The sequence below is a fragment of the Paraburkholderia sp. BR14374 genome, from assembly GCF_040948685.1.
Lineage (GTDB): Bacteria > Pseudomonadota > Gammaproteobacteria > Burkholderiales > Burkholderiaceae > Paraburkholderia > Paraburkholderia youngii.
Genome location: NZ_JBFPKF010000001.1, coordinates 309,291 through 322,343 on the forward strand (window position 1 = coordinate 309,291; position 13,053 = coordinate 322,343).

General features: G+C 64.2%; 17 protein-coding genes and 1 riboswitch. Of the genes, 9 read left to right on the forward strand and 8 right to left on the reverse strand.

Annotated elements, in window-relative coordinates:
- Positions 1–53: 53 nt before the first annotated feature.
- Complete coding sequence (locus AB3X86_RS01365; protein WP_368594656.1) at positions 54–1,244, forward strand: acyl-CoA dehydrogenase; 1,191 nt, start codon at positions 54–56, stop codon at positions 1,242–1,244.
- Between the two features lie 76 nt (positions 1,245–1,320).
- Here the strand turns inward: AB3X86_RS01365 and AB3X86_RS01370 are convergent, their stop codons facing one another.
- Positions 1,321–1,959, reverse strand: coding sequence for a peroxiredoxin (locus AB3X86_RS01370; protein WP_368594657.1), 639 nt, complete (start codon positions 1,957–1,959; stop codon positions 1,321–1,323).
- Between the two features lie 342 nt (positions 1,960–2,301).
- Between AB3X86_RS01370 and AB3X86_RS01375 the strand changes: the two genes are divergently transcribed.
- The 3 genes from AB3X86_RS01375 (at position 2,302) to AB3X86_RS01385 (ending at position 3,700) form a co-directional block, all read left to right on the forward strand.
- Positions 2,302–2,604 (forward strand): YqjD family protein, encoded by a 303-nt coding sequence (locus tag AB3X86_RS01375; protein ID WP_026227987.1) that lies wholly within the window; start codon positions 2,302–2,304, stop codon positions 2,602–2,604.
- A gap of 133 nt (positions 2,605–2,737) precedes the next feature.
- Positions 2,738–3,127 (forward strand): phage holin family protein, encoded by a 390-nt coding sequence (locus AB3X86_RS01380; RefSeq protein WP_176122523.1) that lies wholly within the window; start codon positions 2,738–2,740, stop codon positions 3,125–3,127.
- A gap of 57 nt (positions 3,128–3,184) precedes the next feature.
- Entirely contained in the window at positions 3,185–3,700 is a 516-nt protein-coding gene (locus tag AB3X86_RS01385) for a DUF3318 domain-containing protein (protein ID WP_368594658.1), read from the forward strand.
- A gap of 87 nt (positions 3,701–3,787) precedes the next feature.
- On the opposite strand, the gene AB3X86_RS01390 is transcribed toward AB3X86_RS01385, so the two are convergent.
- From AB3X86_RS01390 to glyA, 7 genes are all read right to left on the reverse strand, one after another.
- Positions 3,788–4,219: a type IV pilin protein gene (locus AB3X86_RS01390; RefSeq protein WP_368594659.1), complete on the reverse strand. Its 432-nt coding sequence runs from the start codon at positions 4,217–4,219 to the stop codon at positions 3,788–3,790.
- Between the two features lie 22 nt (positions 4,220–4,241).
- Positions 4,242–4,682 (reverse strand): hypothetical protein, encoded by a 441-nt coding sequence (locus AB3X86_RS01395; RefSeq protein ID WP_368594993.1) that lies wholly within the window; start codon positions 4,680–4,682, stop codon positions 4,242–4,244.
- A 158-nt stretch (positions 4,683–4,840) separates the two neighbouring features.
- The gene (locus AB3X86_RS01400; protein WP_368594660.1) at positions 4,841–5,647 is read right to left on the reverse strand and encodes a PilW family protein; all 807 of its coding nucleotides are present in this window, start codon (positions 5,645–5,647) and stop codon (positions 4,841–4,843) included.
- Complete coding sequence (locus tag AB3X86_RS01405; protein ID WP_368594661.1) at positions 5,644–6,093, reverse strand: hypothetical protein; 450 nt, start codon at positions 6,091–6,093, stop codon at positions 5,644–5,646. Before AB3X86_RS01405 ends, AB3X86_RS01400 begins: the two co-directional genes overlap by 4 nt.
- A complete protein-coding gene (locus tag AB3X86_RS01410; protein WP_176122517.1) occupies positions 6,090–6,656 on the reverse strand; it encodes a GspH/FimT family pseudopilin in 567 nt (188 codons plus the stop codon). Before AB3X86_RS01410 ends, AB3X86_RS01405 begins: the two co-directional genes overlap by 4 nt.
- Before the next feature lie 213 nt (positions 6,657–6,869).
- On the reverse strand, positions 6,870–7,352 hold the full coding sequence (gene nrdR, locus AB3X86_RS01415) for a transcriptional regulator NrdR (protein WP_008919734.1): 483 nt from the start codon (positions 7,350–7,352) through the stop codon (positions 6,870–6,872).
- A gap of 6 nt (positions 7,353–7,358) precedes the next feature.
- Positions 7,359–8,606, reverse strand: a complete 1,248-nt coding sequence (gene glyA, locus AB3X86_RS01420) for a serine hydroxymethyltransferase (protein ID WP_368594662.1) — start codon at positions 8,604–8,606, stop codon at positions 7,359–7,361.
- A gap of 178 nt (positions 8,607–8,784) precedes the next feature.
- A riboswitch (ZMP/ZTP riboswitch) is annotated at positions 8,785–8,911 on the reverse strand.
- Between the two features lie 247 nt (positions 8,912–9,158).
- On the opposite strand from glyA, the gene ydfG reads away from it, so the two are divergent.
- The 5 genes from ydfG to tolA all read left to right on the forward strand — a co-directional run bounded on the left by ydfG (position 9,159) and on the right by tolA (position 12,932).
- The gene (gene ydfG / locus AB3X86_RS01425) at positions 9,159–9,905 is read left to right on the forward strand and encodes a bifunctional NADP-dependent 3-hydroxy acid dehydrogenase/3-hydroxypropionate dehydrogenase YdfG (RefSeq protein WP_176122515.1); all 747 of its coding nucleotides are present in this window, start codon (positions 9,159–9,161) and stop codon (positions 9,903–9,905) included.
- Between the two features lie 200 nt (positions 9,906–10,105).
- Positions 10,106–10,570, forward strand: a complete 465-nt coding sequence (ybgC, locus tag AB3X86_RS01430) for a tol-pal system-associated acyl-CoA thioesterase (RefSeq protein WP_368588596.1) — start codon at positions 10,106–10,108, stop codon at positions 10,568–10,570.
- 187 nt (positions 10,571–10,757) lie between these two features.
- Positions 10,758–11,435, forward strand: a complete 678-nt coding sequence (tolQ, locus tag AB3X86_RS01435) for a protein TolQ (protein WP_176109470.1) — start codon at positions 10,758–10,760, stop codon at positions 11,433–11,435.
- A gap of 10 nt (positions 11,436–11,445) precedes the next feature.
- Positions 11,446–11,892 (forward strand): protein TolR, encoded by a 447-nt coding sequence (gene tolR / locus AB3X86_RS01440; protein ID WP_013088523.1) that lies wholly within the window; start codon positions 11,446–11,448, stop codon positions 11,890–11,892.
- On the forward strand, positions 11,889–12,932 hold the full coding sequence (tolA, locus tag AB3X86_RS01445) for a cell envelope integrity protein TolA (RefSeq protein WP_176367635.1): 1,044 nt from the start codon (positions 11,889–11,891) through the stop codon (positions 12,930–12,932). Before tolR ends, tolA begins: the two co-directional genes overlap by 4 nt.
- Positions 12,933–13,053: the final 121 nt, after the last annotated feature.

Genomic DNA, 13,053 nt, shown 5'->3' on the forward strand with positions numbered 1-13,053 from the left:
CAAGGCGGAACCCAAGTCAAGCTTGTTCTGAGCGTGAAATCAGGAGATACGTCATGGCCGTAGCCGCGCAGTTTCACTGGGAAGATCCGTTGCTGCTGGGTCAGCAGTTGACCGAAGACGAACGCATGGTGCGCGACGCCGCCGCGGCCTACTCGCAGGACAAGCTGCTGCCGCGCGTGCTCGAAGCGTTCCGCCATGAAAAGACCGATGTCGGGATCTTTCGCGAAATGGGCGAACTCGGCCTGCTCGGCCCGACGATTCCCGAACAGTACGGCGGCCCCGGTCTGAACTATGTCGCGTATGGGCTGATCGCGCGTGAAGTCGAACGTGTCGACTCCGGCTATCGCTCGATGATGTCGGTGCAGTCGTCGCTGGTGATGGTGCCGATTTACGAGTTCGGCTCGGACGCGCAGAAGGAAAAATACCTGCCGAAGCTCGCGCGCGGCGAGTGGATCGGCTGCTTCGGCCTGACCGAGCCGAACCACGGCTCCGATCCGGGCAGCATGGTCACGCGCGCGAAGAAGGTCAATGGCGGCTATTCGCTGTCGGGCTCGAAGATGTGGATCACCAATTCGCCGATCGCCGACGTGTTCGTCGTGTGGGCGAAGCTCGAGGAAAACGGCAAGGACCACATCCGCGGCTTTATTCTCGAGAAGGGCTGGAAGGGTCTGTCGGCGCCGGCGATCCACGGCAAGATCGGGCTGCGCGCGTCGATCACCGGTGAAATCGTGCTCGACGATGTGTTCGTGCCGGAAGAGAACATCATGCCGGGCGTCAGCGGCCTGCGCGGTCCGTTCACGTGTCTGAACTCGGCGCGCTACGGCATCGCTTGGGGCGCGCTCGGCGCGGCCGAAGCATGCTGGCACATCGCGCGGCAGTACGTGCTCGATCGCAAGCAGTTCGGCCGGCCGCTTGCCGCGAACCAGTTGATCCAGAAGAAGCTCGCCGATATGCAAACCGAAATCACGCTCGGGCTGCAAGGCGTGCTGCGCCTCGGCCGCATGAAGGACGAAGGCACGGCCGCCACCGAAATCACGTCGATCATGAAGCGCAATTCGTGCGGCAAAGCGCTCGACATCGCCCGCCTCGCGCGCGACATGCTCGGTGGCAACGGTATTTCGGACGAGTTCGGCGTTGCCCGCCATCTGGTGAACCTCGAGGTCGTCAACACCTACGAAGGCACCCACGACGTTCATGCGCTGATCCTCGGCCGTGCGCAGACAGGTATTCAGGCGTTCTTCTGATGCCGATGCTGGCGTTCCGATGGTGCAAAAAAAGCCGGTTCATTCGATCCGGCTTTTCTGTTCGATGCTGCGCACCTTACTGGTTCGGCTGCGGCGTCATGCGCAGGTACGGACGCAGTGCCTTGTAGCCCTTCGGGAATTTCTGCTTGATCAGTTCTTCGTCCTTCAGCGACGGCACGATCACGACGTCATCGCCCTGCTTCCAGTTGCCCGGCGTCGCGACCGAGTGGCTGTCGGTCAGTTGCAGCGAATCGATCACGCGCAGCACTTCGTCGAAATTGCGGCCGGTACTCGCCGGATACGTGATGATCAAACGCACCTTCTTATTCGGATCGATGACGAACAGCGAACGCACGGTGAACGTTTCGTTCGCGTTCGGATGAATCATGTCGTAAAGCTGGGAGACCTTGCGATCGCCGTCCGCGAGAATCGGAAAACCGACGTTGGCGGCCTGCGTCTCGTTGATGTCCTTGATCCACTCCTTGTGCGACTCCGCGCTGTCTACCGACAACGCGATCGTCTTCACGTTGCGCTTTTCGAACTCGCTTGCAAGCTTCGCGGTCAGGCCCAGCTCGGTCGTGCAGACCGGCGTGAAGTCGGCAGGATGCGAGAACAGCACGCCCCAGCTATTGCCGAGCCAGTCATGAAAACTGATACGGCCAATGCTCGACTCCTGTTCGAAATCCGGCGCAATGTCGCCAAGACGTAGACTCATAGTGCATCTCCTGTAGGTATTCGGAACGTATCCAGATAAGGTCGCGGGCGTGTGCGCGCGACGGCCCGTCAAGATAAAGCATAAGGCCGCGGTGGTACATGGCGAACCAAGATCGCGTCAGTACTTTATGCGTTTTTGTAATTTTCTCCCGTTTGATGGAAACTTTGCGGGACAGATCAACTCAATCCGATACTGGTCTGGAGCAAAGTGCCCTCAACCTGGTGTCGCCACGCGCTGCCGGGAACGGATCGTGCGTCGGCGGCCTGCAACCGGCACTAGGCTCGCCAGCGACCGTTTCTTTGGTTACGATTTACGCGTAGCGTGAGACAAAGGGAGCTGTCAATGTCGGAAGTCAACAAGGAGAGATTGATGTCGGATATCAAAACCGTCCTCGCGGACGCTGAAGACCTGCTGAAACAGGCCGCGAGCGCTACCGGCGAACGCGCGTCCGAACTGCGCGAGACCGCGCTGACGCGCCTGAAGCAGGCGAAAGAAAAAGCAGCCGACGTTCAGGTCGTGGTCGTTGAAAAAGGGAAGAAGGCTGCCCGCGCTACCGACGACTACGTGCACGAACATCCGTGGGCGTCCATCGGCATCGCCGCCGGCATCGGCATGGTGGTCGGTCTGCTGATCAATCGCAAGTAAAGGCCGGTGAGTCCGCCGGAGCAGGCATGCCCGGCGCACCGGCGATACGGGCGGACCGGCGCGAGCCTCGCCGGTCCCCTTCTGCTGGCGCGCGCGCGCGCTGGCCAGGCCCTCACGCGCAACGCCCACAGCCATGACGACCGAAACACACTCGCAGCGCGCAGAACACAGCCCGTTGCGCCGTATTCTCAGTTCCGTGTTTGCGATTCTGCAGACGCGGCTCGAACTGGTGGGCATCGAACTCGCCGAGGAAAAAGACCGCCTGCTCGGCGTGCTGTTTCTCGGCCTTGCCGCGATGATGCTCGCCACGATGGCCTTGATCGCGTTGACCGCACTCGTCGCCATTGCCTTCTGGGACACCTACCGATGGCAGGCGCTTGCCGGCATCACCGCGGTCTACGCGATTGCTGGGCTCGCCTGTGCGCTGAAGGCGCGCAGCGGTTTGCGCAATGCGCCGCTGGTATTCGAAGCGACCCTCGCCGAGTTCGAAAAGGATCGCGAAGCGTTTCGCAGCCGCAACTGATGGGCAAGTTTGTCTGCATCCGATCCATCGCCTCACCTCCACTCCCGCCGACACGCCATGAGCCCATCCCGTCCCGATACAGCCTTTCGTAACAAGCGCCATCCGTCGAAGGATCTGAGCGCCCCGCATCTGCGGGCGCTGCGCAAGGAATTGCTGCTCGTGCGCGCGGATGTCGAACGCGTCGAGCTCGCGCAGGCCACCTTCGAACTGCGCCAGGCCGTCACGCATTTCAGCTGGCTCAGGTTCGTGATCCCCGGCTTCGGCGGCGTGCGTGTCGGCAAAGGGGCCAAGGCAAGCGTGCTCAACGCGGGGACGATCGGCGCATTGCTCAAGCAGTACCCGTTCATCAGTTCGGTCGTTTCGCTGCTGCTCGCCAAACCGCTGCGCGCGACGGTCGTCAGGAGCGCGAGGCCCGCGCTCAAGTGGGGCAGCCTTGCGCTCGGCGCGTGGGAAGCGTTCCGGATCTGGCAACAGATGAAGAACGAGTCGGCGGCGGCGCGGGCTGCCGCGGTGGCTTCCGCTACGGCGCAGTCGGCGGCAGAGCAGGCCGATTCGACGAGAAGCGGCTATTGAGGTCCTGGCCGCGGCGAGTGGCTGCGATCTGCGAACTATCGGATGTCTCGCTCGCAAGGCTGCGCGCGTCGGTTTTCAATTCACCCGCTAACCCGTATTCCAGCATTCGCTGCTCGTGGGCGTCGCGCCGCTCGTGTCGTTTCTATTGCCTCGCTGACCTGTCGCGTCCAGCGTGAACGTGCCGCACGGGTCATCGCGCATCGGGCCCGCTTCCGCTGGACCCGCTTCGATCGAATAGCCGCCGTTCGTATCGTCGGCGGGCAGCACGCGCACGCGATACACCGGCGCGCCGAACTGCGGCGCCTGATCGATGCCCGGTGGCAAGGCCGGCACGCCATCGCTCGCCGCGGCCTCGACGAATTGCGCCGCCCGATATAACGCCGACGCCGCGTCGATGCGATGGGTGCGCGCGATGTGGCTTCGATACGAAGGGATCGCAAACGCGGCGAGCGTGGCGGCAATCGCGAGCGCGATCACTAGTTCGAGCAGCGTGAATGCGGATGTGTTGGGCCTTTTCATACGTGTCCAGTGGGTGCGTTCCTCAGAATGGTCTCGCGGCAACGCGCCGCCAATGACGCTCGATCGCGCCATCCTCGGTCACCAGCTCCATCTGCAACCAGACCTGTGACTCGCCGCTCTGCCCGAAGCCGCGCGCGGTGAGCAGATAAGCGCTCGCGTTCGGTCGAGTCGAGAGACGCCAAGGCTCGATCAGGCATTGCGGCGCACGCGATGATCCCGGCCATTGCGGCACAGGCGTGATGGCGCCTGCGTCGAACGCGGCTTCAAGCCTCCATTGAGCCGGCTCGCCGGATGAGAGCGGCCCATTGGGCGCGTCGCCAGGTGCCGATTGCACCTTGCGCGCGCACAAGCTCAACGCCGAATCGGCCGCATGGAAAGCCTGCAGATAGTCGCGCGTATTGGTCGCCGCGCGAGCGGCCGCGAGCGATGTTTCGAACCAGATCGCGGACGTGGCGAGCATCATGGCCGAGATCAACAGCACGATAGCTAGCACGACACCGCGTTGATGTGTGCGTCGGACACCGTCCCGACAACTTCGCCTACCTAAGCGTTTCGCTTTTCCACTTGCCCCGCCGCATATGTCGTAGGCGCGGCAGCGTTGCGTTGCTGAGTCACGGTTTGTCACGACGACACCTCCGCGCGATTGCGCAGCGCCACCCTGCGCGAAAACGCCTGTCGAGGCCGCAAGTCGCTGCCGAGCGTACTCACGCCATCGCAGTCGACGTACTTAGAGCGCCGTCCTTGCGGCGCGCCGCGCACCAGCACGCAGACATCCACCGCGACGACGTTCGTCCATTGATCCGCCGCGACGGCCGACGCATTCACAGCATTGGCCGACCCGCCCAGCCAGTAACGCAACCGCACGCGCTCGACGCCTTCGACCAGCGGCTGCGCGGACCCCGCATTGCCGCTGCCGACGCAGTAAAGCTCCGGCTCGCCGGTCGAGCCGCTGAGGTTGGCGAAGTACCGATTGACCACCGGCGCGCCCTGATCGCCAAGGACTGCATCGCTGCTCTTGACGGCCTGGCCGACACGGTCGGTGATCTGCCCGCTCGACGATGGCCACGTCGATACGACGTCTGCGACGTAACGGATCGCGACGCCATCGGAGCCGGTACTCAACGTGGTGCAAGCGAGGTTGTCGTCGGCGCCGGTCGGGCGACCGCCCGAGCAGCCGAACAGCGCAGGCGCCGCGTTATAGCCAACGACGTCGGCAGGGACGAAGCCGGCCATCTGCAATTGCTGGCCGATCAGCGTCAGCGCGGTCAAGCCGGCTTCGCGAATCCGGGTCGCGTTGCTCGCCTGCACGAACGCGTTGCGCTGCGCCGTGTAAAGAGACACGGCGCCCGCGGTCACGATCAGCCCGAGCGCCATCGCGATCAGGAATTCGACCAGCGTGTGACCGCGTGGGCGATGCGGCCGCTTCATTTCGCGAACGCCAACGCGACACACGACGATCCGGCCGGTGCATCGATGTCGCCGCAAGGCTCCGCCGGCGGCCCGATCCCATCGCCCGCAATGGGCCGATCCCGCACGGACGCCCACGTCACGCGCGCCGACGCGACCGCGCTGCTCTCGCCGATCGATGCGTCGCCTTGCGGCAGTAGAACACTCGCCCACCCGCTCGATTGATCGAGTGCGGCATTGCCCACGGAAGGCGTGCGCGTCGCTTCGGCGATCGAGTCGGCTATCCACGTGGCGCTCTCGCGCAGCGACATCGCGTGCGCTTCACGTGCGGTCCACACCTGAGCCGCGATCAACCCCAGCGCGCTCACCGCGACCAACGCGACCGCCAGCATCACCTCGATCAACGAACTGCCGCCACATGCCGACGCTTGCGCACGCAAACGGATGTGGAATGTGGGCCGTCTCATGACGTCGCTCCGCAAGCGCCTTCTGAGATCCGCGCGCGACCTCCTGCCGCGACACTGATGCAGCGCCGCCACGGGTTTCCCTGCATCGACTTCGATGGGCTGCGCGGCGCGATATCGAAACTTCGGAACGCGCCGATCAGTTGCCCTGCAGGCGGCGTGAACGTCATATCCGTCTGCACGCCGGCGATGCTCACCGCCGCGAGCGCCGGCTGCGCGCGCAACAACGCCGGCTTGCCGCCGCGTTCGGCGAATACGGCCCAACCACAGGCCCAGTCGGCGACGCCGTCGGCGCAGGGTTGGCCCGACGCAAGACAGACGCGCGCGGCATCGACGCGACACACCGTGATGCGCGCGCCGCGCCGCAGCGCCTCGCTGCGCGCGTAGGCGAAGGTGGACAGCAGCGCCTTCGAGCGCGCGTCGACCTGATCTCGCATATGCCATGCGGCGAACGACGGCATCGCCATCACCGCCATCAGCATCACCAGCGCTATCACCGCCAGCGTCTCGACGAGCGTGAAACCGGCGCGCGATGGCCGGCGAGTTCCCTTGATTTTCATCTGCATCCCTGAGCGTTTCGAACGGATGCAGCCAATCTAGCGATTTGCGAGCGCGCCGACCATCGTCCGAATGGCCAGGTGGCATTCAGACGTCAGCGCACGCAACAATGCACGTGACGATCGATCACGAAGGCGGGAGAAGCGATGCGTGAAGAAAAGCGCGAAATGCGCGAGGCGATGGATGCGAATGACCGCAGCTCAGCTGCGGCACGCGCGCGCTCAGCGCTTGCGGGAAGGCTTGGGCGGGGAAGAGGCGCGGCGAAATTCCTCGATCACGTCCTCGAATTCGGAGACGTCTTCGAAGCGCCGGTATACGGAGGCGAAGCGGACGTAAGCGATTGTGTCGAGCGCGCGCAACTCGTTCATCACGAGTTCGCCGAGGCGCTCGCTACGCACCTCGCGCTCGCCGCTGCCGAGCAGCTGATACTCGATGCGGGCGACCGCCGCTTCAATCGCATCCACCGCAACTGGGCGCTTGCGCAGCGCCAGTTGCATGCTCGCGACGATCTTGCGGCGATCGAATTCCGTGCGCGTGCCATCCTTCTTGACGACCGACGGCAACGCCAGCTCGACCCGCTCATACGTCGTGAAACGCTTGTCGCAGGCCGGGCAGCGGCGGCGCCGGCGAATCGTCGCGCCGTCTTCGGATACGCGCGAGTCGACGACCTGCGTATCGGCGTGGCGGCAGAAGGGGCAATGCATGACGGCTTAGCCGTAAACCGGGAAGCGCTGGGTCAGCTCGGCGACTTGCGCGTGCACGCGCTCGATCGTCGCTGCATCATCCGGGTTGTCCAGCACGTCGGCGATCAGGTTGCCGACCTGCTCGGCTTCCTTTACGCCGAAGCCGCGCGTGGTCATGGCCGGCGAACCGAGGCGGATACCCGAAGTGACGAACGGCTTTTCCGGATCGTTCGGGATCGCGTTCTTGTTGACCGTGATGTGCGCCGCGCCGAGTGCCGCTTCCGCAGCCTTGCCGGTGATCTTCTTCGCACGCAGGTCGACCAGCATCACGTGGCTCTCCGTGCGGCCCGACACGATGCGCAGACCGCGCTTGACCAGCGTTTCAGCGAGCACCCGCGCGTTCTCGACGACCTGCTGCTGATAAGCCTTGAATTCCGGCGACAGCGCTTCCTTGAACGCGACGGCCTTCGCGGCGATCACGTGCATCAGCGGACCGCCCTGTATGCCTGGGAAAATCGCCGAGTTGATCGGCTTCTCGAACTCGGCCTTCATCAGGATCACGCCGCCGCGCGGGCCGCGCAGGCTCTTGTGCGTGGTGGTGGTAACGAAGTCGGCGTGCGGCACGGGGTTCGGATAAACGCCCGCGGCGACGAGACCGGCGTAGTGCGCCATGTCGACCATGAAGTAGGCGCCAACCGACTTCGCGATCTTCGACATGCGTTCGAAATCGATGCGCAGCGCAAACGCGGATGCGCCCGCCACGATCAGCTTCGGCTTGTGTTCCTGGGCGAGCTTTTCAGCAGCGTCGTAGTCGATGTCTTCGGCTTCATTCAGACCGTAGCTGACCACGTTGAACCACTTGCCCGACATGTTGACCGGCGAGCCGTGCGTGAGGTGGCCGCCGTGCGCGAGGCTCATGCCCATGATCGTGTCGCCCGGCTTGAGCATTGCGAAGAACACGCCCTGGTTGGCCTGCGAGCCCGAGTTCGGCTGCACGTTCGCGGCTTCGGCGCCGAACAGCTGCTTCACGCGGTCGATCGCCAGCTGCTCGGCGACGTCGACGTACTCGCAGCCGCCGTAGTAGCGCTTGCCGGGATAGCCTTCGGCGTACTTGTTCGTGAGTTGCGAGCCTTGCGCGGCCATCACGGCCGGGCTCGTGTAGTTTTCCGACGCGATCAGTTCGATGTGCTCTTCCTGACGGCGGTTTTCCTGCTCGATGACCTTCCAGAGTTCAGGATCGACGTTGGCGATGGTGCTTTGGGCTCTGTCAAACATACGGGTTCCGTTGAGTGTTTTCAGGTTGACCGGATCGTGCGCCGAATCCTGCGTAGAGGGTACACAGCGGGGTACGCAGCGCTGTGGGCGGCGAGGCTTGCCCTGACTTGGCGAGTGGAGAGTCGCCGCATACGCGAGGCAGGCCAGCCACCGTCAGCGCAGATTAATGCGCGCGGTTCACGGCTGCCCAGGCGAACGGCAAAACGGCACCCTGCGCTTCACGGTGGGTTGTTCCACCTTGAACCCGATTGGTTGAATCGGCTGAGTCGGACGACTCGGTTCTATCGCCAGTCACGCAGGGTCGAGCGCGTTAGTGTATTGGAAGAGGCCCGAATAGGCAACCGACTTGCGGGCGCTCCGGCGGCTGCTGGCGGGCCCTGCGGACGGTCTGGCGACCCCGCTGCGCAACCATCTGACGAAAGCACCCCGACCGCGCCGCGCACCCGTTGCGCGCCGCCGCGGCAGCCGCCGATCCGGCTCGTGGATCCTTGCCGCAGCGCGGCATTGGAAGTAGGCTTGGGGCCTTTGTCTCTTACCGACCAGGGAACTGCAATGATCGTGTTTGTCACAGGAGCGTCGGCCGGCTTCGGCGCTGCCATCGCCCGCTCGTTCGTCAAGGGCGGCCATCGTGTCGTCGCCACTGCTCGCCGCAAGGACCGTCTCCAGGCACTCGCCGACGAACTCGGCGACGCGCTGCTGCCGTACGAGCTCGACGTGCGCGACCGCGCCGCCGTCGAAGCCGTGCCGGCCTCGTTGCCGGCCGACTTCGCCGCAATCGACGTGCTCGTCAACAACGCCGGCCTCGCCCTCGGCACCGAGCCGGCGCACAAGGCGAGCCTCGACGAATGGAACACCATGATCGAGACCAATTGCACGGGCCTCGTGCAGGTCACGCATGCGCTGCTGCCCGGCATGGTCGAGCGCAATCGCGGACACATCTTCAATCTTGGTTCGGTGGCGGGCCGCTGGCCGTACGCAGGCGGCAACGTGTATGGCGCGACCAAGGCGTTCGTGCGCCAGTTCAGCCTGAACCTGCGCGCCGACCTCGCCGGCACCGCGCTGCGCGTGACCGACATCGAGCCGGGTCTGTGCGGCGGCACCGAATTCTCGAACGTGCGCTATCGCGGCGACGACGACAAGGCCGCCAAGGTCTACGAAAACGTGCAGCCGCTGACGGCCGAAGACATCGCCGATTCAATCTACTGGATCGCCACGCGCCCGGCCCACGTCAACATCAACACGATCGAGCTGATGCCGGTCGCACAGTCGTTCGCGGGTCTATCCGTGCATCGCGGCTGAGTTTGAAGGCGGGCGGCGACAGCCGCCCCTTCCATTGGTCGCGCCGCCGCCCGTCACCGTGCTGGCTTTTTCTCGCGGCGCGCCGATATCCCGCTCCCCCAGTCCCGGCGCGGCCGGCAAAGCCGGCCACCATCGCCGCCGACACCCGCCACGCGCAACTCACACTTCGAAACAGACCCCGGAGTTTGCGTTCCGGTAGAATGCGCCGCATGAATATGTCGACCAGCCAGCCAGGCACGGAAATCGGCTATACGTGGTCCATCCGCGTGTATTACGAAGATACCGACGCCGGCGGCATCGTGTTTTACGCCAATTACCTGAAATTTTTCGAACGGGCTCGCACCGAATGGCTGCGCGCGTGCGGCGTCGACCAGCATCGGCTTGCGGAAGAAAACGACGCGATTTTCATCGTGCGCAGTACCGCGGTCGATTACCGGGCTCCGGCCCGGCTCGACGATCTGGTGAAAATTATCAGCCGGATCGAGCGTCTTGGCCGAGCTTCGGTAGACTTCGTGCAGGAAGCCTGGCGCGAAGGCACGTTGCTTGCCAGCGGGTCGGTCCGGGTTGGCTGTGTGGACCGCGCGACGCTGCGGCCAGCCGCGATCCCGCCTTCGGTTCTTGCCGCGCTGCGGCACGGACCGGGCGTCGGCGAGAGCGCGGACTGAACCCCGGCGGCATGTCAACGGACGATACCTGCGCCTCGTTGTTACGGGGCCAGCGAACACATACCGGTCAGGTAATACAAAGCATGGTTCGGCTTCGATATCGCCGAAGCTTCCGTTTTGCTCACGGCAAGCTTGAAGCGGCTTTGCAGCCGGACGCCCCCTTCCCGGGACGTTAAAACGAACCTTTATGAACACTACACAAGATCTGTCGATCGTTTCACTCGTACTCAACGCGAGCCTGCTGGCCCAGGCCGTCATGGCTCTGCTGCTGTTGCTGTCGCTACTCTCCTGGACTTTCATCTTCCGCAAGTGGTTTGCGATTCGCCGGGCGCGCGCGCAAACTGAACGCTTCGAGCGTGATTTCTGGTCGGGCGGCGACCTGCAGGCGCTGTATCAGAGCGCCGCGAACAACCGCCACAGGATCGGCGCGCTCGAGCGGATTTTCGAGTCGGGCATGCGCGAATTCCTGAAAGGCAAAGAGAAACGCCTGAACGATGCCGGCGCGATCCTCGACGGTGCCCGGCGCGCGATGCGCGCATCGTTCCAGCGCGAAATGGACGTGCTCGAAGCGAACCTCGCGTTCCTCGCGTCGGTCGGTTCGGTCAGCCCGTATATCGGTCTGTTCGGCACGGTGTGGGGGATCATGAATGCGTTCCGCGGCCTCGCCAACGTGCAGCAGGCCACGCTCGCGAACGTCGCGCCGGGCATCGCCGAGGCGCTGACCGCCACCGCGATCGGCCTGTTCGCGGCGATTCCGGCAGTGGTCGCCTACAACCGCTACGCGCACGACATCGACCGTCTGGCGATCCGTTTCGAAACCTTCATCGAAGAGTTCTCGAACATCCTGCAGCGTCAGGCACACTAAGGAGGCCCCGATGGCAGGCTCCCGCTCCTCCAGCATGCGCGGCTCGCGCTCGCGTCGCGCGATGGCCGACATCAACGTCGTGCCGTACATCGACGTGATGCTCGTGCTGCTCGTGATCTTCATGGTCACGGCGCCGCTCGTCGCACCGTCGATCGTCAATCTGCCGACCGTCGGCGGCGCCGCGCCGCAGCAGCAGACGCCGCCCGTGATCGTCAACATCCGCGCGGACGGCAACATGAGCGTCAAGTACAAGGACGACTCCGGCACGCAGCAGCAGGAAGACATGACGAAAGCTGGCCTCAAAGGTTTCATCGCCGATCGGGCACAATCGCACCCGGATCAGCCCGTCGTGATCGCCGCCGACAAAACCGTGAAGTACGAAGTCGTGATGAATGTGATGTCCGAGTTGAAGGCTCAGGGCGTCAAGCGCGTTGGATTGCTTGTCAAATCGCAATGATCCGCAAGAACACCGAATATCCGCTTCAGCCACCGCGTGAACGCGGCACCGGGCGAGCTTTTCTGTTCGCGCTGGTGATGCATGCGCTGCTCGGATTCTTTCTTTATCACGGCATCCAGTGGCAAAACAGCACGCCCGAGGGCGAGCAGGCGGAACTGTGGACCGAGGTGCCGGATTCGGCAATCCCGCATCCCGTCGTCACGCCGCCGCCCGCGCCGGTCGCCCCTGCCCCGCCCGTGCGCGACGAGCAGGCCGACATCGCGCTGCAGGAAAAGAAGCGTCAGCAGCAGGAAGCGGCTCGCGCCGCGCAATTGGCCGAACAGCAGCGCCAGTTGAAGCTGAAAGAGCAGCAGGAAGCGGAAGCGAAGCGTCAGCAGCAACTGGCGGCCGAACAGGCGGCCCAACTCGCGGCGCAGAAAGCCGCCAAGCTCAAGCAGCAACAGGCGCAACAGCAACAACAGCAACAGCAGCAGGCCGAGAAGCTCAAGCAGCAGCAGCTCGCCGAGCAGCAGAAGCAGCAGCAACTGAAGGAACAGCAGGAGCAGCAGCAAAAACAGGCTCAGGCGGAAGCGCAAAAGAAGGCTGAGGCCGAGAAGGCGGCGAAGGCGAAGGCGCAAGCCGAAGCGGCGGCACAAGCGAAGAAGCAGCTCGATGCGGACCGTCGCGCGCGGCTGGCGCAAATGCAGGGTCTGGCTGGCGGCGTCGGCGGCAGCAGTTCGAGCAGCAACGGGCTGGGCAAGAGCGGAACGGGTAGCGGCTCCGGGGGCACGGCGGCATCGCCGGGTTACGCGGACAAGGTGCGCCGGCTGGTGCTTCAGCATGTGAACTGGGGCGGCGAAACGGAAGGTCTGGAGACCGTGATCGCCGTGCGCTGTTCGCCGGACGGCAATCAGCTGAGCGCAAACATTACCCACAGCAGCGGCAACGCCGCGTGGGACGCCGCCGCGTTGCGGGCGGTGAAAGCCTCCGATCCGATGCCGCGGGACGTGAATGGCAAGACGCCGGACTACTTCACTATCACGCTGCGGCCGGCGGCTTGATGTGCAGGCTGACAGCGCACTGACATCCAACGCCGCGCCCCACCAGGCCGGCGTTGCGCGGGAACGAAATAGCCGTTTACCGGTCTGTCTGCTGTCTTCGAGTATTAAGTAAAACCGTTTT

Bases quoted from the DNA above. Each gene is read 5' to 3' on its own strand.
- AB3X86_RS01375 (WP_026227987.1), top strand. From the start codon at position 2,302: ATGTCGGAAGTCAACAAGGAGAGATTGATGTCGGATATCAAAACCGTC.
- tolR (WP_013088523.1), top strand. From the start codon at position 11,446: ATGGCAGGCTCCCGCTCCTCCAGCATGCGCGGCTCGCGCTCGCGTCGC.
- AB3X86_RS01365 (WP_368594656.1), top strand. From the start codon at position 54: ATGGCCGTAGCCGCGCAGTTTCACTGGGAAGATCCGTTGCTGCTGGGT.
- AB3X86_RS01385 (WP_368594658.1), top strand. From the start codon at position 3,185: ATGAGCCCATCCCGTCCCGATACAGCCTTTCGTAACAAGCGCCATCCG.
- glyA (WP_368594662.1), bottom strand. From the start codon at position 8,606: ATGTTTGACAGAGCCCAAAGCACCATCGCCAACGTCGATCCTGAACTC.
- ydfG (WP_176122515.1), top strand. From the start codon at position 9,159: ATGATCGTGTTTGTCACAGGAGCGTCGGCCGGCTTCGGCGCTGCCATC.
- AB3X86_RS01395 (WP_368594993.1), bottom strand. From the start codon at position 4,682: ATGATGCTCGCCACGTCCGCGATCTGGTTCGAAACATCGCTCGCGGCC.
- ybgC (WP_368588596.1), top strand. From the start codon at position 10,106: ATGCGCCGCATGAATATGTCGACCAGCCAGCCAGGCACGGAAATCGGC.
- AB3X86_RS01405 (WP_368594661.1), bottom strand. From the start codon at position 6,093: ATGAGACGGCCCACATTCCACATCCGTTTGCGTGCGCAAGCGTCGGCA.
- AB3X86_RS01410 (WP_176122517.1), bottom strand. From the start codon at position 6,656: ATGCAGATGAAAATCAAGGGAACTCGCCGGCCATCGCGCGCCGGTTTC.
- tolQ (WP_176109470.1), top strand. From the start codon at position 10,758: ATGAACACTACACAAGATCTGTCGATCGTTTCACTCGTACTCAACGCG.
- tolA (WP_176367635.1), top strand. From the start codon at position 11,889: ATGATCCGCAAGAACACCGAATATCCGCTTCAGCCACCGCGTGAACGC.
- AB3X86_RS01390 (WP_368594659.1), bottom strand. From the start codon at position 4,219: ATGAAAAGGCCCAACACATCCGCATTCACGCTGCTCGAACTAGTGATC.
- AB3X86_RS01380 (WP_176122523.1), top strand. From the start codon at position 2,738: ATGACGACCGAAACACACTCGCAGCGCGCAGAACACAGCCCGTTGCGC.
- AB3X86_RS01370 (WP_368594657.1), bottom strand. From the start codon at position 1,959: ATGAGTCTACGTCTTGGCGACATTGCGCCGGATTTCGAACAGGAGTCG.
- nrdR (WP_008919734.1), bottom strand. From the start codon at position 7,352: ATGCATTGCCCCTTCTGCCGCCACGCCGATACGCAGGTCGTCGACTCG.
- AB3X86_RS01400 (WP_368594660.1), bottom strand. From the start codon at position 5,647: ATGAAGCGGCCGCATCGCCCACGCGGTCACACGCTGGTCGAATTCCTG.